At 74.9% G+C, this 18,086-nt stretch carries 19 protein-coding genes; 7 read left to right on the top strand and 12 right to left on the bottom strand.

Annotated features, from left to right (window positions below; genetic code table 11):
- Window positions 1-9: 9 nt before the first annotated feature.
- From ABZ836_RS23320 to ABZ836_RS23285, 8 genes are all read right to left on the bottom strand, one after another.
- Entirely contained in the window at window positions 10-1,497 is a 1,488-nt protein-coding gene (locus ABZ836_RS23320) for a cytochrome P450 (RefSeq protein WP_361145028.1), read from the bottom strand.
- A gap of 94 nt (window positions 1,498-1,591) precedes the next feature.
- Entirely contained in the window at window positions 1,592-2,737 is a 1,146-nt protein-coding gene (locus tag ABZ836_RS23315; RefSeq protein WP_361145025.1) for a hypothetical protein, read from the bottom strand.
- 56 nt (window positions 2,738-2,793) lie between these two features.
- Window positions 2,794-4,035, bottom strand: coding sequence for an FUSC family protein (locus ABZ836_RS23310; RefSeq protein ID WP_361145022.1), 1,242 nt, complete (start codon window positions 4,033-4,035; stop codon window positions 2,794-2,796).
- Between the two features lie 160 nt (window positions 4,036-4,195).
- Window positions 4,196-4,651 carry a hypothetical protein gene (locus tag ABZ836_RS23305; RefSeq protein ID WP_356133146.1) on the bottom strand — a complete coding sequence of 152 codons (456 nt, stop codon included), beginning with the start codon at window positions 4,649-4,651 and terminating at the stop codon, window positions 4,196-4,198.
- Between the two features lie 264 nt (window positions 4,652-4,915).
- Entirely contained in the window at window positions 4,916-5,941 is a 1,026-nt protein-coding gene (locus ABZ836_RS23300; RefSeq protein ID WP_361145019.1) for an NAD-dependent epimerase/dehydratase family protein, read from the bottom strand.
- Between the two features lie 77 nt (window positions 5,942-6,018).
- Window positions 6,019-7,218: an FUSC family protein gene (locus ABZ836_RS23295; protein WP_361145016.1), complete on the bottom strand. Its 1,200-nt coding sequence runs from the start codon at window positions 7,216-7,218 to the stop codon at window positions 6,019-6,021.
- Window positions 7,219-7,327: 109 nt separating this feature from the next.
- Entirely contained in the window at window positions 7,328-7,984 is a 657-nt protein-coding gene (locus tag ABZ836_RS23290) for an HAD family hydrolase (RefSeq protein ID WP_356133152.1), read from the bottom strand.
- Window positions 7,985-8,110: 126 nt separating this feature from the next.
- Window positions 8,111-9,139 (bottom strand): PHP domain-containing protein, encoded by a 1,029-nt coding sequence (locus ABZ836_RS23285; protein ID WP_361145013.1) that lies wholly within the window; start codon window positions 9,137-9,139, stop codon window positions 8,111-8,113.
- 142 nt (window positions 9,140-9,281) lie between these two features.
- Here ABZ836_RS23285 and ABZ836_RS23280 point away from each other — a divergent pair, with 142 nt between their 5' ends.
- Both ABZ836_RS23280 and ABZ836_RS23275 read left to right on the top strand, forming a co-directional pair.
- Window positions 9,282-10,082: an SDR family oxidoreductase gene (locus tag ABZ836_RS23280; protein WP_356133156.1), complete on the top strand. Its 801-nt coding sequence runs from the start codon at window positions 9,282-9,284 to the stop codon at window positions 10,080-10,082.
- A gap of 20 nt (window positions 10,083-10,102) precedes the next feature.
- Complete coding sequence (locus tag ABZ836_RS23275; RefSeq protein WP_356133158.1) at window positions 10,103-10,369, top strand: hypothetical protein; 267 nt, start codon at window positions 10,103-10,105, stop codon at window positions 10,367-10,369.
- A 36-nt stretch (window positions 10,370-10,405) separates the two neighbouring features.
- Here ABZ836_RS23275 and ABZ836_RS23270 read toward each other — a convergent pair whose 3' ends face one another.
- From ABZ836_RS23270 to ABZ836_RS23255, 4 genes are all read right to left on the bottom strand, one after another.
- Window positions 10,406-10,912, bottom strand: coding sequence for a VanZ family protein (locus ABZ836_RS23270; RefSeq protein ID WP_356133160.1), 507 nt, complete (start codon window positions 10,910-10,912; stop codon window positions 10,406-10,408).
- Complete coding sequence (locus ABZ836_RS23265) at window positions 10,902-11,561, bottom strand: DUF4230 domain-containing protein (protein ID WP_356133162.1); 660 nt, start codon at window positions 11,559-11,561, stop codon at window positions 10,902-10,904. The genes ABZ836_RS23270 and ABZ836_RS23265 overlap by 11 nt, the downstream gene beginning before the upstream one ends.
- 228 nt (window positions 11,562-11,789) lie before the next feature.
- Window positions 11,790-12,176 (bottom strand): anti-sigma factor antagonist, encoded by a 387-nt coding sequence (locus ABZ836_RS23260; protein WP_356133164.1) that lies wholly within the window; start codon window positions 12,174-12,176, stop codon window positions 11,790-11,792.
- A gap of 198 nt (window positions 12,177-12,374) precedes the next feature.
- Window positions 12,375-13,322 carry an NADP-dependent oxidoreductase gene (locus tag ABZ836_RS23255; protein WP_356133166.1) on the bottom strand — a complete coding sequence of 316 codons (948 nt, stop codon included), beginning with the start codon at window positions 13,320-13,322 and terminating at the stop codon, window positions 12,375-12,377.
- 398 nt (window positions 13,323-13,720) lie between these two features.
- On the opposite strand from ABZ836_RS23255, the gene ABZ836_RS23250 reads away from it, so the two are divergent.
- From ABZ836_RS23250 to ABZ836_RS23230, 5 genes are read left to right on the top strand one after another with little or no spacing between them, the layout of a single operon-like run.
- Window positions 13,721-15,367: an ATP-binding protein gene (locus ABZ836_RS23250; RefSeq protein ID WP_361145008.1), complete on the top strand. Its 1,647-nt coding sequence runs from the start codon at window positions 13,721-13,723 to the stop codon at window positions 15,365-15,367.
- Window positions 15,364-15,777, top strand: a complete 414-nt coding sequence (locus ABZ836_RS23245; protein WP_356133170.1) for a roadblock/LC7 domain-containing protein — start codon at window positions 15,364-15,366, stop codon at window positions 15,775-15,777. The genes ABZ836_RS23250 and ABZ836_RS23245 overlap by 4 nt, the downstream gene beginning before the upstream one ends.
- Window positions 15,774-16,157, top strand: a complete 384-nt coding sequence (locus ABZ836_RS23240) for a DUF742 domain-containing protein (RefSeq protein ID WP_356133172.1) — start codon at window positions 15,774-15,776, stop codon at window positions 16,155-16,157. Before ABZ836_RS23245 ends, ABZ836_RS23240 begins: the two co-directional genes overlap by 4 nt.
- Window positions 16,138-16,743, top strand: a complete 606-nt coding sequence (locus ABZ836_RS23235; RefSeq protein WP_356133174.1) for an ATP/GTP-binding protein — start codon at window positions 16,138-16,140, stop codon at window positions 16,741-16,743. The genes ABZ836_RS23240 and ABZ836_RS23235 overlap by 20 nt, the downstream gene beginning before the upstream one ends.
- Complete coding sequence (locus ABZ836_RS23230) at window positions 16,740-17,981, top strand: cytochrome P450 (RefSeq protein ID WP_361145004.1); 1,242 nt, start codon at window positions 16,740-16,742, stop codon at window positions 17,979-17,981. Before ABZ836_RS23235 ends, ABZ836_RS23230 begins: the two co-directional genes overlap by 4 nt.
- Window positions 17,982-18,086 lie beyond the last annotated feature (105 nt).

Raw genomic sequence — 18,086 nt, 5'->3', positions numbered from 1 at the left:
GCCCGCGCCTCAGCGCCCGACCGTGACCGCCTCGTCGTCCGGCGCGGACCGCGGCGCGCGGCGGCGCAGCCCCAGCCGCAGGTCCTCCGGCATCAGGGTGAGCCGTTCCGAGACGCTCAGCCGGTACTCCGGCCGCGGCAGGAACTCGTAGCGGCGCAGCAGCAGCCCCAGCACCAGCGTCGCCTCGTGCAGCGCGAACTGACGGCCGATGCAGGCCCGGGCGCCGGTGCCGAACGGCTTGAAGACGTGCGGCGGCCTGGCCCGCACCGCCGAGGCCTCGAACCGGTCCGGATCGAACCGCTCGGGGTCCGGCCCCCAGACCGACCGGTCGCGGTGCAGCAGCGGAAGCACGACCAGCGCCCAGCCGCCGCGCCGCACGGGATGCGTGCCGCCCAGCACGGTGTCGTCCAGCGCCACCCGGGCGAAGGCCGGAGCGGTCGGCCACAGCCGCAGCGACTCGTCCAGCACCCGCCGGACGTACCGCAGTTTCGCCACCTGCTCGTACCCGGGGGAGGCCACGTCGCCCCAGACCCGGTCCACCTCCTCGCGGGCCCGGGCCGCGATCTCCGGATGCAGCGACAGGTAGTGCAGCGCGAACGACAGGGCCCCGGAGGTCGTCTCGTGCCCCGCGACCAGGAACGTGATCACCTGGCGGCGGACGTTGTCCAGCGACAGGCGCTCACCGGTCACGGGGTGCGAGGTCTCCAGCATCCGGTCCAGCAGATCGCCGTCCCCGGGCCGGCCGTCCGCCACCCGGGCCCGGATCACCTCGTCCACCGTCTCGTTGAGGAGCGCCAGGTCCCGCTCGCCGCGCCGGTCGGCGGCCCGGCCGCCCACCAGCGCGGCCAGCGGACCCGGCAGGGCCGTGCGCCGCTGGGCATAGCTCAGGTAGCCCACCATCGCGTCGACGAAGGGGTGCGGCCGCGGGCGTTCGAAGGAGCCGAAGTCGTGGCCGAAGCCGGTGCGGGCGATGGTCTCCAGGGTCAGCTTGGTCATGTCGCCGGGCACGTCCACCGTCCGCCCCGCCGCCAGCTCGGAGTCCCAGCGGTCGGTGAGCCGGTCCGCCACGTCCAGCATCGCCCGGTGGTACCCGGACATCGCCTCCCGGCTGAACCCCGGCGCCAGCACGTCGTGCGCCAGCTGCCAGTTGGGCTCGTGGTTGTGCGCCGTGAACAGCCCGTCCTTGGCCAGCGGACGCAGCGCGGCGATCCCCGGCGCGACGTGCTTCGCGAACCGGGACTCGTCCGACAGCTCGCCCGCCAGGTCGGCGCCCCCGACGAAGACGATCTCGAAGGAGAGCACCTTCCGGCGGAAGATCGGCCCCAGCGCCTGCCCGCGGCGCACGGTGTCCTGCAGCGGCCGGGCCCGGTCGGTGCCCAGGACGTCGCCCAGCAGCGGCACCCGGCGCGGCGGGTGGGGGATCAGGTCCAGCCGCGGCCAGGCCTCCCGCACGCTCGGTACCGGTGGAACCTTCCGGACCGGACTGCTGCTCGCCATGGACCCTCCCGATCGAACCGCCGTGTCACCCGGCCGCCGCCGCGCGGAGGCGGGGAGCGGCCGGACGACCATCGTGCCTTCCGCGCACGGTCCGTCACCAGTCCCCGTCGTCCACCGGCCTTCCGGGCGCGTCGCCGAGTTGCACCACCTGGTGCGGGGTCGGCGGCGACCACGGGGCGTGGTCGTCGCCCAGCCAGTCGCCGACCGGCTTCACCCCCGCCAGGGTCCCGGACGGGTCCAGGTCGGCCGCCTGCTCGTCGTAGTGCTCGAACCACGGCAGCCCCGCCCGCGTGTAGGCGTCGCGGTCGACGGGGGAGGGCGGCGGGGCCTCGCCGGTGATCCGGCGCCACTCGGGCGGCGTCACCAGGTGGACGAAGACCCGCCCGGACGGCTCGGTGGACCAGTCGGAGAGCGGACGGGTGTCCCGGTGCACCTGCTGGCGCATCGAACCCCCCGCCCCCAGGCCCATCGCCGCGGCGCGCGGAGCCGCGCTCCCCGGCGCGGGCGGCGCGGCCCCCGGCGCCGGCGGAGGCACCGCCCCCGCAGCCGCCCCCGGCGCCGGCGGCGCGGCGAAGTCCGCCCCGTACGACGGCATCGGCGGAGGCATGGACACCGGCGTCCCGGAGTACGGAGTCGGGGGCGGCACCGGGCCGGGCGGGGGCGTGGCCGGCCAGACCGGCGGGGCGGGCGCGGCGGCCCGGCGGGCGGTCCACTCGGCCAGCTTCCGCTCCGTCAGCCCGAACGCCTGGAGCTGGATCCCGCCCCAGGTCTCCTCGCCGGTGACCTGCCCCTCCACGGTGGCCCCCAGCCCGAGCGGCACCGCCACGAACTGACGGACCATACCGCGCCCGGAGTTGATGCCGTCCAGCCAGGGCTGGTCGGGCAACGGCAGGTAGTTCTGCGGCCCGGACGACAGACGCCCGCTCCACGGCTCGCCGGAGACCGCGCAGACCTTGCCGACCCCGACCTGCAGCGCCGCCGGCCGCGCGGTGCCCCCGAAGTGCAGCCACATGGCCTCACGGAGGTACACCGGCAGCATCACCCCGCCGCGCGCCAGCCACTCGGCGGGAGCCGTGTCGGGGAAGTCCTGCACCCGGCGGAGCGGGAAGGACCCCAGGCCCGGCGGCAGGGGATGGGTGCCCGTCTCGGGCAGCCGCAGGGTGCGCACGAACCGCACCCGCACGCCGCCCGGCAGCAGCAGGCAGTCCCCGTCGATCCGCACGCCGCCCGTTCCGCCCATCGCACGCTCCCCTCGCTCCGGGGCCCTCCGCCCGGTGCCCGCCGGCGAACACGCGCTCAGGACCTCCTGCGGTTCCGCCGCCGGGGCGCCGGCAGCCGCAGGCGGCGGCGCAGCTCCTCCAGCCGGCGCTTGCGCTCCCGCTGCAGACGAGTGTTGCGGTCCAGCTCCTCGAGCAGCCGGCGCGACCGGTGGTCGGTGTCCAGCTCGTCGAGGATGCGCGTGATCTCGGTGAGGAAGGCGCCGACGAGCTGCCAGTCCTTGGGATCCTCCTGCACGTGCTCGAGCAGGATCGCCGCCAGCCGGTCCCGCGTGCCGGACGCCCGCGCCAGCTCCGCGGCGAGCCGCTCCTCCGCCTCCTCCGCGTTGGTGCTGACGTCGGAGATCACCATCACCGCGAAGCTCACCACCGCGTCGCCGACCTCCGCGAGCAGGTCCTCCACGATCGGGCCCGCCTCGGGATGGAACAACGGGTCGGGGTCGCGCCGCTTCGCCAGGTCGGTGAAGCTCCGGGCGATCACCCGCAGCACCACCGTGCAGATCTCCAGGGTGTCCAGACCGGTCCGCAGTACGACCCGGTGCAGCAGCCCCTCCCGGACCCTCGGGTTGAGCCGCAGACTGTCCTCCGCCTGCCGCAGCGCCGCGTCGACGCCGGCGATGTGCTGGTCCAGGGCGCGCGCCTCGTGGAGCCGGGCCGTGGCGTGGGGGACCGGCGTGTGACCGGACGCCTCCTCACCCATGCGGAGCATCAACTGCCGCATCCGCCGGGACAGGTCCGTCAGGGACTCGGCGGCCACGTCCACCCACACCGGCGGGGCGAACAGGAAGTTGAAGGAGAGTCCGACGACGGCGCCGATCAGCGTCTCGACGATCCGCGCCCACGCCGTGTCGCCCACCGTGGTCACGCCCAGCACCAGCATCGCGCTGATCGCCACCTCGGGGAGGAAGTCCCCGGTGCGCGCCAGACGCCCCACGATCAGCGACGCCAGGATGATCAGCGCCAGACTCCACCACGTCAGACCGACGATCCGGCTGAACCCGATGGCGATCAGCACACCGGCGACGACGGCGTTGACGCGCTCGATCCCGGTGGTGAGCGTCGAGTAGAGGGTGACCTGCACCACGAGGAGCGCCGTCAGCGGGGCGGTCAGCGGAACCTTCTCACTGCTCAGGTGCAGCGCGATCACATAGGAGATCGTCGCGGCCGCCGTCGCCCGGAGGGTGTGGACGACGTCCGGTTCCCTCTTCCACCTCCGGTACCTCGTGCCCAGCGCTTTTCCCACACCTCGTACGTCCCGCATGACCTGCGCCTTCCCGCTCCCGGGCACCCTCCACACGTGTGTTCCGCCAGGTGGCGCCCTGTGCGGTCCATGGTCGCGGCCCGTGCCGTGGATCCGCTCCACGACACGGGCCGCAAGGGCGCCGGTCCGGTCCGGCAGGGTGACGCCGGGTGACGCCGGGTCAGCCGGCGGGCTCGTCGGGCACCGGGTGCTCCGGGTTGGGGCTGCCGCCGAGCGGCGCGCCCTGGCGGCCGGTGCCCGCCTCGTCGGTCTCCGGCACCTCCTCGTCCGTGCCGCCCGGCCGGTCGCCGGAACCGGTGGCCTCCGGGTCGGGAGCCGCGTCCCAGCGGTCGTCGTCCTCGCCCGCCTGCTGGTCCTGGGGGTCACGGGGCACCGGCTTCGCCGGCGCCGCCGGACGCTCCGGGTCCTCCCGGCCCCCCGGCTCCTCCCGGGCGGCCGCCGCGGCCTCGTGGGGCGGGCCCGGCTCGTCGTCCGAGGACGAGGAGGCCGCGGGGCCGCCGCCCGCCTGTGCGGTCGCCATGACGTCCCGCTCCGGTGCGTATCCCGGACCGGCCTGCTGGTCCGGCAGGTCACGGGGGACCGGCTGCACGCCTCCCCCGGCTGTCGCCTCGCTCACGTGTGCACTCCCTTTCTCCGGGCCCACCGGCCGGACGACCGGTAACGGGCCGGACCTGCGGGTACCTCCGGCTCCCGCCGCGAAACGCCACGACAGCCGGGAAGCGCGGCGAGACGCCGTGCGGCGCGGCCACACGCCAGCCACGCCACGCCACGTCGCGACGCGTCGCGACCCGCGCGGCACGCCACCCCGCGACCCGCGCGACCTGCCACGCGCCCGGCCGCCCGGGGGGAGCCCCGCCGACCGACCGACCGCCCGCAGCCGTCAGCCCGCCAGGCGGCCGCGCAGCGGGGGCGTCGCCGCGCCCGCGCCCTCGCGCATCCCGCGCACGAACTCCTCGATCACCGACTCGGCGTCACGGGTCGGACGCCACCCCAGGACGTCCCGGGCACGCCGGGTGTCCATCAGCGGAAGCCGCAGCACCGCGTCGAACAGGTGCGGGGAGGCGGGCAGGAGCCGCATCCGCCAGGCCGCCGCCACGGCCGCCCGCACCGCGCCCGCGGGCACCCGCACCGGCCGGGCGTCGAACATCCGCCCGAGCACCCGCGCGTCCAGCGGCGGACCGGCCGCCAGGTTGAACGCGCCCCGCGCGTCGGGGGAGAGGGCCGCGATCCGGTACGCGTCCGCCGCGTCGTCGGTGTGCAACGCCTGCACCCGCAGCCCGGGGATGTCCGGCACCACCGGCAGCAGGCCCGGGCGGGCGACGGCGCCCGGCAGGAACGTGCCGCCGAAGATGCGCCGCTGCTCGCTCGCCGACTCCTTCTTGAAGCAGAACGCCGGCCGCATGCGCGCCACCCGCACCTGGGGGTGCTGCCGCTCGAAGGCGTCCAGCGCCCGTTCCAGGTACGACTTCTCCCGCGTGTAGGCGGCGTCCGGCCAGCCGTGCGTCGGCCAGGACTCGTCCACCTCGCGGTCCTCGGGCCCCGGCGAGTACGCCCCGACCGAGGAGGCGTGCACCAGCGCCGGGACCCCGGCGGCGGCCACCGCCTCGAACACCCGCAGGCTGCCCAGCACGTTGGTCCGCCAGGTCGTCACCGGATCGTGCGTCGGCTGGAACGCCCAGGCCAGGTGCACCACGGCGTCCGCGCCCCGGAACATCTCCACCAGGGCGGGCGCCGACTCCTCCCGCGCCAGGTCGGCCGTCCTCCACTCGGTCCCCTCGGGACGCCACTCGGGCAGCCGCCGGGCGACGCCCGTCACCAGGCTCACCGCCGGGTCCTCCGCGAGGACCCGCACCACGCTGGTGCCCACGTTGCCGGTGGCCCCGGTCACCACGATCCTGCCGCTCACGCCGCGCTCCTCACGTCCGCCGGTCAGGGCCGCCCGGGTACCCGCCCCGGTGCCGCCCTCACCCGCCTCCGCCGTGATCACTCCCGGCGGGCGCCCAGCGCCGTGTCCGCCCAGATGTTCTCGGCGTGCAGCAGCAGCGCGCCCAGCACCGCGGCCTGCGAGGGGTCCTGCGCGGCGTGGTCCCGCAGACTCCGCCGCAGCTCGCCGTGGAGCTCGCTCAGCCGCTCCTCCGAGGGCTCCTCCGCCGTCTCCTCCGCGGCGTCCGTCCGGACCGCCCGCCCGTCCGGCCCGGCCACCGTCGCCCCGCCCGGACCCCGGGCCAGTTGGCGGCTCTCCGCCTCGCAGGCCCGCCCCAGCAGGTCCAGCATCCCGGCGTACAGGTCCAGCGCCTCCGTGTCCGGGGGAGCGGGGGAGCGGCCCGCGTCCGCGGCCACCGACAGCGCCCGGGTCAGGGCCACGACCTGGCCGGTCACCCGGGCCCAGCGCTCGTCCTCCTCGGGCGGCGGGACCTGCAGCGGGATCCGCCGCAGCCGGCGCAGTCGGTCCGCGGTCAGCCGCAGGCTCTCGTCCGACCAGCCGCGCGCCGAGCGCACCCCCTCCAGGAGGCGTTCCAGCCGGTCGCAGGCGTGCGACCAGCGGGAGGCCGCCCCGTCGTCCCACCGCGCCCCGGGCAGCTCCTCCGCCACCCGCCGCAGCACCGCCCCGGCCTCGGCGGCCAGGCCGGACAGGTTGTTCCGCACGTCCCGCAGGTGCACCGGCGGCAGGACCAGCGCGTTGACGGCCACCCCGATCACCGCCCCGAGCACCGCCTGGCCCACCCGGTGCCCCGCCGCCTCCGCGCTCACCGTGCCGGTGGCCAGCGTGAACACCGCGGTGGTGGCCGCGTAGCTGCCCTGGTCCCCGAACCGCGACCAGTGCGAGAGCAGCATCAGCGGCGGCAGGCACACCGCCATCGCCGCCAGGACGTCACCGGTCAGTGCCTGCGCCCCGGTGGCCAGCAGCGTTCCCACGCAGATCGCCGCGCACTGCTGCGCCGCCCGCAGCAGCGACCCGTACACGGTGGCCTGCACCAGGACCAGCGCCGCCCACGGCGCCATCAGCGCCATCGGGTCCTCCAGCCACAGCCGGGCCACCGCCCAGGCCAGCAGCGCCGCCCCGGACGCCTTCAGGGACTGGACCAGCAGATCGCGTTCCCGCCCAGGACCGCGCACCGCGTTCCGGGCCGTCGCGCCGACGGCCCGGAGCTCCCGGCCGATCGCCTCCGTCGCACGGTTCATCCGGCACGGGTTGCCGGTGGACGGCCGCGTAACCGGGACGTCCCGGGCCGGAGGCCGACGCAGGCCGGAGGGCGAGGGAGGCCGGAGGCGGAGCGGGCCGGCGGCCGTCTCAGGCCAGAGGGCTGTCCTCCAGCGACCGCAGGAGGTGCGCCGGATCCTCGTAGACCGCCCGGGCGCCCGCCTCCTCCAGCGCCGCGCGCGGGATACCGCCGCACAGCACCGCCACCGGCGTCACGCCCGCCCGGCTCGCCGCCTTCATGTCCCAGACCGTGTCGCCGACGAACACCGCCCGTTCGGCAGGCACCCCGGCCAGCTCCAGCGCCTGCTCCACCGGCTCGGGGGCGGGCTTGCCCTCCTCCACGTCGTCGGCGCTCGCCGTCGCGGTGATCGCCTCGTCCGCGTCCAGCGCGCGGCGCAGCGCGGTCAGCTCGGAGCCGCCGGCCGAGGTGGCCAGCACCACCCGGCGGCCCGCCTCGTGCAGCCGCCGCAGCAGGTCGCTCGCGCCGGGCAGGGGGTCCAGCCGGTCGAAGTACTGGCCGTAGAGGGTCTTGTGCGCGGAGCTCAGCGCGCCGTCCCGCTCCTCGTCCCGGTCGTCGCCCAGCACCCGGGCGATCAGGTCCATGCCCGGCAGGCCGACCGCGCGGTGGATGTGGTGCATCGGCACCCGGTGCCCGGCCTGGCGGAACGCCTCCCACCACGCGACGGCGTGGAGATGGTTGGTGTCCACCAGGGTTCCGTCGACGTCGAACACCACGGCCCGTTCCATACGCGTCCCGCCTCTCGCTGATCCGTCGCCGGCCTCCGGCGACGGTTCACGGGTACCACCGCGGTCACGCGTTCAGACGCCCTGGCGTCGTTCCGGCCGGAGGCGTCGTCCGGACCCCTCCGTCGTTCACGCGCCCCCGGGGAGCACTCCGTCACGGCTCCAGGCGAGCAGCCGCTCCAGCGGCCAGGTGGTCACCACCCGCTCGGGCGGAACCCCGCACTCCTCGGCCCGGGAGCAGCCGTGGATCTGCCATTCGAGCTGGCCCGGTGCGTGGGCGTCGGTGTCCACCGCGAAGAGCACGCCCGCCTCGACGGCCCGGCCCAGCAGCCGCCGCGGCGGGTCCAGCCGCTCCGGTCGGCTGTTGATCTCCAGCGCGGTGCCCGACTCCGCGCAGGCCGCGAACACCTCGTCGGCGTCGAACTCCGACTCGGGCCGCCCCCGCCCGGTCACCAGCCGCCCCGTGCAGTGGCCCAGCACGTCGGCGTGGGGATCACGGACCGCCGCGACCATCCGGCGGGTCATCGACCGCCGGTCCATGCGGAGCTTGGAGTGCACCGAGACGACCACCACGTCGAGGCGTTCCAGCAGCTCCGGCTCCTGGTCCAGCGAACCGTCCTCGAGGATGTCGCACTCGATCCCGGTGAGCAGCCGGAACGGCGCCCAGGACGCGTTGAGCCGGGCCACCACGTCCAGTTGCTCCCGCAGCCGCTCCGGGGACAGCCCTCGGGCGACGGTCAGCCGGGGGGAGTGGTCGGTCAGCACGGCCCACTCGTGGCCCAGCGCCGCCGCGGCGCGGCCCATCTCCTCGATCGGGCTCCCGCCGTCGGACCAGTCCGAGTGCAGGTGGCAGTCGCCCCGGATCAGCGAGCGCAGGTGCTCGCCGCCCTCGGCGAGCGGCGCCCCGCCCTCCTCCTCGAGCCTGGCCAGGTAGCCGGGGGCCTCCCCCGCCAGCGCCTCGCGCGCCGCCTGCGCGGTCTTCGGGCCCACGCCCTTCAGCGACTCCAGCGAACCGTTCTCCGCCCGCCGCCGGAGCTCCGCCGCGTCCAGTCCCGCCAGCACCCGGGCGGCCGTGCGGAAGGCCCGCACCCGGTAGGTCGGCTCCCGGGACCGCTCCAGCAGGTACGCGATCCGCTCCAGCGCGACGACGGGATCCATCCGAGCCTCCGTTTCCGTACGGCGCCACCGCGGCCGGGGCCGCGCCCGGTTTGCCCGGCGGGCGCCCGGGTACTGCGACGCCCCGGGTACCGGGACGGCCCGAGTACCCATCCCGACGACCACCCCGCCAGGAGGCACCGACATGCCCGAGACCGCAACGCCCGTCGCCGTCGTCACCGGTTCCGACTCCGGCATCGGCCGGGCGGTCGCGGTCCGGCTCGCCGAGCAGGGCATGGACGTCGGCATCACCTGGCACACCGACCGCGAGGGCGCCGAGCGGACCGCCGAGGAGGTACGGGCCCTGGGCCGTCGCGCGGAGGTCGCCCAGGTCGACCTCACCCGGCTGCCCGAGGCAGCCGACACGGTCGACCAGCTGTGCGAACGCCTCGGCCGGGTCGACGTGCTGGTCAACAACTCGGGCACCGGCACCTCCACCCTCTTCCTCGAACTCGGCCTCGACGACCTGCGGCACGTGCTGGACGTGAACCTGGCGGGCCCCTTCCTCTGCTCGCAGCGCGCCGCCCGCCGCATGATCGACCAGGGGAGCGGCGGCCGGATCGTCAACATCACCTCGGTCCACGAGCACCAGCCCAAGGTGGGCGCGGCCCCCTACTGCGCCTCCAAGGGCGGCCTGGGCCTGCTCACCCAGGTGATGGCCCTGGAACTCGCCGAGCACGGCATCACGGTGAACTCGGTCGCCCCCGGGGAGATCTCCACGCCGATGACCGGCCAGGAGGACACCGACCCGCGGACCGAGTCCCGGCCGGGCGTCCCGCTGGGCCGGCCCGGGGACGCCCGGGAGGTCGCCGCCGTGGTCGGCTTCCTGGCGGGACCCGAGTCGTCCTACGTCACCGGCGCCTCCTGGGTCGTCGACGGCGGCATGACGCGGATGGGGCCGATGGCCGGGGCGTCCCTGGAGCGGGACGACTGGCGGCGTCCCTGAGCCGAACTAGGCTCGAAGCCATGACGGAAATCTCGAGCCCCCGTGTCGGCCGGCCCCGGATCACCGTGCTCGGGGTCCAGCCGGACACGCCGCCCTTCCGGATCGTCGAGATCGACGGCCAGTTCGTCGGTGAGGCGCGGGCCGTCACCGACGTCCTGGAGATCGCCGCCGCCTACGGCATCCACGTGCACGACCTCGACGACCCGGACGTCGTCCGCTGGGTCGGCGGCGACAAGTTCACCTGGGGCCCCCACCAGGACACCGGAACGCCCCGGGGCAGCCGCTAGGCCGCCCCGGGGCGAGGGCCCCGTCGTGTGCGGGGACTACACGGCGGGCCGCCGGGACCGGCGGGCGTGCACCGCCCGGCCCAGCCTGCGGCCCAGCAGCAGGTACCCGAGCAGCGCCCCGGTCGTGTTCATGATCACGTCGTCGATGTCGAAGGCCCGCCCGGTCACCAGGGACCCCTGGACCAGCTCCACGCAGAGCATCACCACCGCGGTGAGCGCCAGGATCCGCAGCAGGCCGCGGGCCGCCGGGGCCACCACCGGCACCAGCAGTCCGAACGGCACGCCCAGCAGGACGTTCCCGGCGACCTGCTTGACCGCCTGCAGCGGCTCGTAGGTGGTGAAGTACGTCCGCAGCGAGTCACCGGGACGCAAGTTGCTGTGCGTCAGGTCCGCGGAGGCGGGGGACGGGTTGAGCGTCAGCCGGGCCAGCAGGATCGAGAACCCGACCAGCAGGGCGAAGCCGATCAGCACGGCCAGCGCGCGCAGCGGCCAGGGCAGCGGGCGGGCCACCGGGGCGCCGGAGGCGGCGCGTTCAGTCGCCATAGGTGACCGTCACCTTCTCGAAGCCCAGCGAGTGCAGCAGTCCCTCCAGCATCCCCGTGGTGTTCTCCTCTGCACGTTCGGTCAATTCACTCTCCTTCGCGGCGTCCCCGATGTGCTCGACGGCCAGCTTCTGCACGGCCTGCTCGCTGTTGGGGTTGTCCGAGAAGATGTCGCCCAGGCGGTCCAGCACACCGCGCTGCTTGGAGACCGCGTAGGACCGCTCCGGGTCGAGGGCCGGCCTGCCCAGCTCGGCGTGCGGCAGACGGAGCGTCGCCTCGGTGCGGTCCTCGTTCACCGTGACGTCCTTCCCGCCGACCCTGCCCAGGTCCACGTAGGCGTCGACGGTGCCCGCGCCCACGTACAGGGTGCGGGTGCCGCGGATCGCGTCGGGCAGGAACCTGGTGTCCTTCTCCAGGTCGACCACGACCTGGAAGTTCCCGGTGGCGGCGTCGTAGCGGCTAATGTCCTGGACGGACTCCAGCAGCGCCGGACCGGAGCGGTCGTGCGTGTCGGTGCCGAACCAGTCGCCGGGGCCGGGGACCCCGCTCAGCTTGATCCCCACGGCCAGCGCCAGCAGGACCAGCAGCAGCGCCCCGACCCATGTCCTCACCCGCGGCCTGCGCGCGGTGCCCGTGCCCTTCGTCGTCATCTCGGCTCCCCCTTCCAGCAGACCTCTTCCCGTCATCCGCCGCCTCAGACAGGCGAATCGGCCGGAGGAGAGCCGTCCGGGGACGGCGGGGACCGAGGTGGCGGAAGGGGGGCAGGGGAGGGGCGGCGAGGCGGCACGGAGGGGGCGGCGAGGCGGCACGGAAAGGGGACGGCCAGGTGGCACGGAAAGGGGGTGGCGAGGCGGCGCGGAGAGGGTGCGCGGAGGCGGTCAGGAGGCGCCGGTGGCGGCCCGCGCCCCCGGCGCCCGCAGGGCCTCCTCCAGGTCGGCCGCCGGGGGCACCAGGTCGTGGAGCCCGGTGACGCGCAGGATCCTCAGCACCATGCGGTCGGCGCACACCAGCCGCAGCTCCCCGCCGCGGTCCAGCACCCGCGACCGGGCCCGGTACAGCAGCCGCAGGCCCGAGCAGTCGAAGAACTCCACGGGCGTCAGGTCGATGACGACGTCGGGACGCGGCCGGCCCGTCACGGCGTCCAGATGCGGACGGATCTCCTGGGCGGTGAGGATGTCGATCTCGCCGCGAAACTCGAGGACGGTGCGCCCCCGGTGCTCGCGGACGCGCAGATGCCGGGTCAGGGGCGCGGGTTCCTGCCGCACGACGAGATCGCCTCCATCCGGCCGCAGCCTGCTCGGGTCCGCCCAAGTCCCTTGTCTGGAAAGGAAGTTACCCCGATGGAGTGAATTCCAGCATGGTCAATTGACATATGTCCGGTCTTTGGCTGTAAGGCTTGTGTGAGGACCGCCTCATCCGGGGCACTCCGGAGAACCGGGGCGAAACGCCGTGGCGGCCGGGGCTCAGTCCACGGTGAGCACCAGCTTGCCCGTGGTGCGTCCGGTCTCTCCCGCCGCGTGCGCCCTGGCCGCCTCCGCCAGCGGGAAGGTCTCCGCGATCGTGGCCCGCAGCCGGCCGGTGGCCGCCAGGTCCGCCACGGCCCGCATCCCGGCCTGGTCGTCCTCGACCAGCATCACCGCCGTCCGCACGCCGAGCCGCTCCGCCTCGGCCGGCAGGTCCTGCGGCAGCGGGAGCAGCGACACCAGGGTGCCCCCGGGCCGCAGCACGCGCAGCGATTCCCGGGCGTGCTCCCCGCCGATCGTCTCCAGCACGACGTCCATGCCGGACACCGCCTCGGCGACGTCGGTCTCCCGGTAGTCGATCTGCTCGTCCGCGCCCAGCTCGCGCAGGAAGCCGTGCTTCGCGGAGCTGGCCGTGCCGATGACGTGGGCGCCCCGGGACTTGGCGATCTGCACCGCCACATGGCCCACGCCGCCGGCCGCCGCGTGCACCAGCACCCGCTGCCCGGGCCCCAGCATCGCCGTGTCGACCAGCGCCTGCCAGGCCGTCAGCGACACCAGCGGAAGCGCGCCCGCCTGCAGCACGTCCACGCCCTCCGGCCGGGTCACGAAGGCACGGGCCGGCCCCACCACGTACTCGGCATGGGAACCGTGCCCGAAGGGGTACGGCAACATTCCGAACACCTCATCACCCGAACGGTGGATTGTGACGCCGTATCCGGTCTCCACGACCGTGCCGCACACGTCCCATCCCAGCACGAACGGCGGGGCTTCGAGGAACCCGGAACCGGCCCGGTGCTTCCAGTCCGTGGGGTTCACGCCGGCCGTCCGCACCCGGATCAGCACCTCTCCCGGCCGGGGCGAGGGACGTGCCGTCTCCACCTCCCGCAGCACGTCAGGGCCACCGGTCGCGTCCTGCCGGATCGCACGCATCGTCTTCGAGCCGCTCATGGGATCCAGCCTGCCACCGCGCGCGGAGGGGCGCACGGCGTGCGGCGACGGCGTGCCGCGGCGGAGGGTAGCGCCCCTGGACCATCCCGATGGAATATTCCCGGCCGAATCCCGGGGAGTTGATCCGGCGGACGGAATTCCGGCTAAGCTCCCCCGCAGCGCTGCGAGTTGGAGCTGTCACGCACCGTCATCCCCCTCCCGTGAGCGCCTGCGGGCCCTGCTGCCCGCGGTGCCGGAGGGGCGGTCGGCGGCACGGTCCGCCGCGTGTCCCCCGGTGCGCCTCGCCGCGCTCCCCGTCCATCCGTCCATCCGTCCACCCGTCCGCCCGTCCGCCGTTCCTCCTTCCGACTCCCCACCCGTCCGCCTGTCGCTCCGACGTGTCGTCCCGAAGGATGCAGATGGATCTCGCCACACCACCGGGCAGGCCCTCCGTCGCCCGGTACAGCTGGTGGCTCATGCCCCTGGCGCTGGGCTCCGGTACGGTCGCCTCCGCCTTCCTGAGCCCGGAACCGGTCGTCACCACCCCCGCGGGGGCCGCGGCCACCGCCGCCGGAGCCGTGTGCGTCCGGCTCCTGCTCAAGTCCCAGGACCGGCTCCGGCGCTCCCGCGAGGAGTTCCGGGCCGAGACCCAGGAGACCGAGCGCCGCTGGCGGCAGCGCGCCGCCGGCCTGGAGAGCGAACTCGCCACGCTCCGCACCCAGGCGGAGAGCCGCCTGACCGCCGAGCGGGACGCGCTCGAGCGGCGCCTCGCCGAGCGCGACCAGGCGTGGATCGCCACCCGGGAGCGCGACCTGGCCGTCGTCTCCCGCTTCGCCGACCAGCACCTTCCCCACGCGCTGAAGCGCCTGCGCGAGGGCGAGGCGGTGGAGGACCTCCTGCCGCTGATCGACGCCGAACAGGACGTCACCCCCGAGGTGCGGGCCGAGCTGCGCAAGGTGCTGCGCCTCGCCCTGATCGGCGTGGAGGAGGAGCTCGACCGCTCGACCTCCGCCGAGCAGGCCGTCATCAGCCTCGGCAACCGCATCCACGTCCTGACCAGCAGGCTCCGCGTCCGGCTGCACGAACTCCAGGGCGAGCACGGCCGTCACCCCTCGGTCGCCCAGGGCCTGATGGAACTCGACCAGCAGATCGGTCCCGCGGACTGCCTGGCCGCCTCCATCGGGGTGCTGGGCGGCTCGGCCCGCCCCGGCCGCCAGTGGCAGGAGCCCCAGCGGCTGCTCGGCGTGGTCCGCGGCGGCATCGGCCGGATCAAGGACTTCCACCGGGTGGAGGTCCGCCAGTTGCCCGAACTCGGCGTCGACGGCGGTCTGGTGGACCACCTGACGCTGATCTTCGCCCACCTCCTCGACAACGCGGCGCGCTACTCCCCGCCCAGCGAGCCGGTGATCGTCTCCGGCAAGGAGGTCCCCAACGGCGTCGGCATCGAGATCCAGGACGCCGGCAAGGGCCTGAGCGAGGAGAAGAAGCGCGAGGCGGAGCGGTCGCTGGCCGGCCTGCCGGCCGGCTCGGGGCTCGGCGGCCTCTCCGAGGACGCCCACCTCGGCCTGCGGGTCGTGGGCGCCCTGGCCCGCCGCTACGGCATCCGGGTCACCTTCGCGGACTCGCCCTGGCTGGGCACCTCGGTGGTCGTCGTCGTGCCGCACAAGTACTTCAGCCCGCTGCCCGCGGCGCCCGCCGCCACCGCCGCCGAGCGGCCCGCCACCACGGGCGGCCTCCCCGGCGTGCCGTCCCAGGCCGAGGCCGGGCACGACGCGGACGAGGCCGGGTTCACCGGCGACTCCACCCCCGGAGGCCTGCCCCGCCGCCGCAGCATCCGGCGGAGCGCCCCCGCCGCACAGTGGGAACCCGCGCGCGACCGGACGTCCGCCGCGACCCCGGCCCGGCCGGCCGGCGGGGTCCCCGACGTGCCGCCCGACGCCTCGTTCGCCGGCCTCGCCGCCTTCGCCACCGCCGGCCGTGACGTCGGCGCCCCGGCCCCCCGGGCGGCAGCCGACGACGCCGAGTCCACCGAGCCCCGTACGGAAGAGAGCGACTGGTCCGCATGACGACGCAGCAGGGAACCGATGTCAGCTGGGCGCTCCGCGACCTCGCGGAGAGCATCCCGGAGATCCGCTTCACCCTGGTGGCCTCCAGCGACGGCAAGGCCATCACCTCCTACGGCGCCGAGGACCCGGACGACGTGGACCGCTTCGCCGCCGTGGTCGCCGGCCTCCAGGCCCTCGCCCAGCCCGTCGCCGAGCAGTTCCCGTCGGCGGCCGGCCAGCTCCGGCTGGCCATGATCGAGGTCGACGGGGGCCACCTGTTCGTCGTCCGGGCCGGCCAGGAGACCTACCTCGGCGTGCTCGCCAGGGAAGGGCTCGACCAGGGACTGCTGGGCCATCAGATGCGGGACCTGGCCCGGAGGATGGGTGAGCTGCTCGGCACCACTCCCCGGCTGGAGGAGCACTCTGGATGAGTGCTCCCCGCCGGCCCACCGACCCGACCGGGCTCGAGCGCTACTACGTCCTCACCGGAGGCCGCAGCAAACCGGCCGGCCCGGCCGCGACCCTGGACGTGGCGACCCTGGTGGTCACCCGCACGGGACCGCAGCCGTCGCCGCAGCCCGGACTGCAGCACGAGCACGAGGAGATCCTCCGCCGCTGCCGCGAGCCGCTGTCGGTGGCGGAGCTCGGCGCCCACCTGGGACTGCCCTTCAACATCATCGCGGTGCTCCTGGCCGATCTGCTCGAAGCAGGACGCGTGGAAACCCGTGACCCCGTCCCGGCGAACGCCGCCGGACTCGGGCCCGACCTCGCGCTCCTTGAGGAGGTACTCAGTGGACTTCAAAGGCTTTGACCCCACCGGCCGGGCCACGGCGGCGGACGGCACCCGCTCGGTGAAGGTCATGATCGCCGGGGGCTTCGGCACCGGGAAGACCACGATGGTCCGGTCGGTCAGCGACATCCGCCCGCTCACCACCGAGGAGACCCTCACCGAGGCCAGCGCCGACGTGGACCACCTGGTCGGCATCACGGACAAGCAGCAGACCACCGTGAGCCTGGACTTCGGCAAGATCGGGATCAACGACCAGCTGGTGCTCTACCTGTTCGGCACGCCGGGCCAGGAGCGCTTCTGGTTCCTGTGGAACGGGCTCTTCAAGGGGGCCCTGGGGGCGGTGGTCCTGGTCGACACCCGCCGCCTGGCCTCCAGCTTCCGCGCGATAGAGGAGATGGAGCGCCAGAACGTCCCCTTCGTCATAGCGCTGAACGTCTTCCCCGACAGCCGGGAGCACCCCGTCGAGGAGATCCGCGACGCCCTGGACATCCCGGACGACATCCCGATCGTGGCCTTCGACGCCCGCGACCGCACCGCCGGCCGGGACGTACTCGTCGCCCTCATACGCCATCTGCAGGCACGCGCCCTCGCCCTGGAGCCCCGATGACCGAGCGGACCGCCCCGCCCGCCGCGGCCGGCTGCCCCGTCGCCCACGGGGGAGCCACCCGGCTCTACGGGCCCGACACGACACACGACATGGTGGGCCTCTACGACCGGCTGCGCCACGAGCACGGCACGGTCGCCCCCGTCCTGATCGAGGGCGACGTCCCGGCCTGGCTGGTGCTGGGCTACCGGGAGAACCGGCGGGTGCTCGACAACCCGCTCCAGTTCAGCCGGGACGCCCGGATCTGGCGGGACTGGAAGGAAGGACGCGTCGACGACGACCTGCCGGTGATGCAGATGGTCGGCTGGCGCCCCGACTGCGTCTCCCAGGACGGCGAACCGCACCGCCGGCTGCGCGGCGCGGTCACCGACAGCCTCCAGGCGGTCGCCGGCCGCGGCATCCGCCGCCACGTCGCGCACTTCGCCGAGAGACAGATCGACGCCTTCGCCGACGCGGGCCGCGCCGACCTGGTGACCGACTTCGCCGAGTACCTGCCGATGCTGGTGCTCACCCGGCTGTTCGGCCTCGCGGCGAGCGAGGGGCGGAGCCTCGCCGAGTCCAGCAACCACGTCATCAAGGGCGGGGCGGACGCCCTGGTGCACAACGCCCGGATCATGACGATCCTCGGCGAGCTCGCCGAGCGCAAGCGGCGGGAGCCCGGCGCCGACTTCACCACCGGCCTCCTCGGCCACCCGGCCCGGCTCGACGAGGAGGAGATCCTCCACCACCTGCGGCTGGTGCTGATCACCGCGCACACCACGACCAGCAACCTGCTGGCCCGGGTGCTCCAGGCGATCCTCACCGACGACGCCCGGCTCGCCGCGCTGGTCGGCGGGGAACTCGCGCTGTCCGCCGTGGTGGAGCAGGTCATGTGGAACACCCCGCCGCTCGCCGTGCTCCCCGGCCGCTTCGCCACCGCCGACCTCCAGCTGGGGGAGGCCTCCGTCAAGGAGGGCGACATGCTGCTGCTCGGGCTCGCGGCCGGCAACCTCGACCCGGAGATCCGTGCCGCGAGCGGCGCCTCGATCGAGGGCAACCACTCGCACCTGGCGTTCAGTTCCGGCCCCCACGAGTGCCCGGGGCAGGGCATCGGCCACGCCATCATCGAGATCGCGGTCGACGTCCTGCTGCACCGGCTGCCGGGGCTGCGGCTGGCCGTGCCGGCCCCGTCGCTGACCTCGACCGCCTCCACGTGGGTGGCCCAGCTCGACAGCCTGCCGGTGGAGTTCCCCGTCCGCTGACCGCGCCCCACTCGGCGGCCGTGGTGTCCCTCCCGCACGGGAGGGACCGAACGAGGAGACGCCCGCTCGGCGCGGCCGTCCGGTCTCGGGCCACGGCCGGTTCTC

It is taken from the genome of Streptomyces sp. NPDC047130 (assembly GCF_040643475.1).
Classification (GTDB): domain Bacteria; phylum Actinomycetota; class Actinomycetes; order Streptomycetales; family Streptomycetaceae; genus Streptomyces.
Note: the sequence above shows the minus strand (reverse complement) of the source record. Positions and strands in the feature narration are given on the sequence as shown.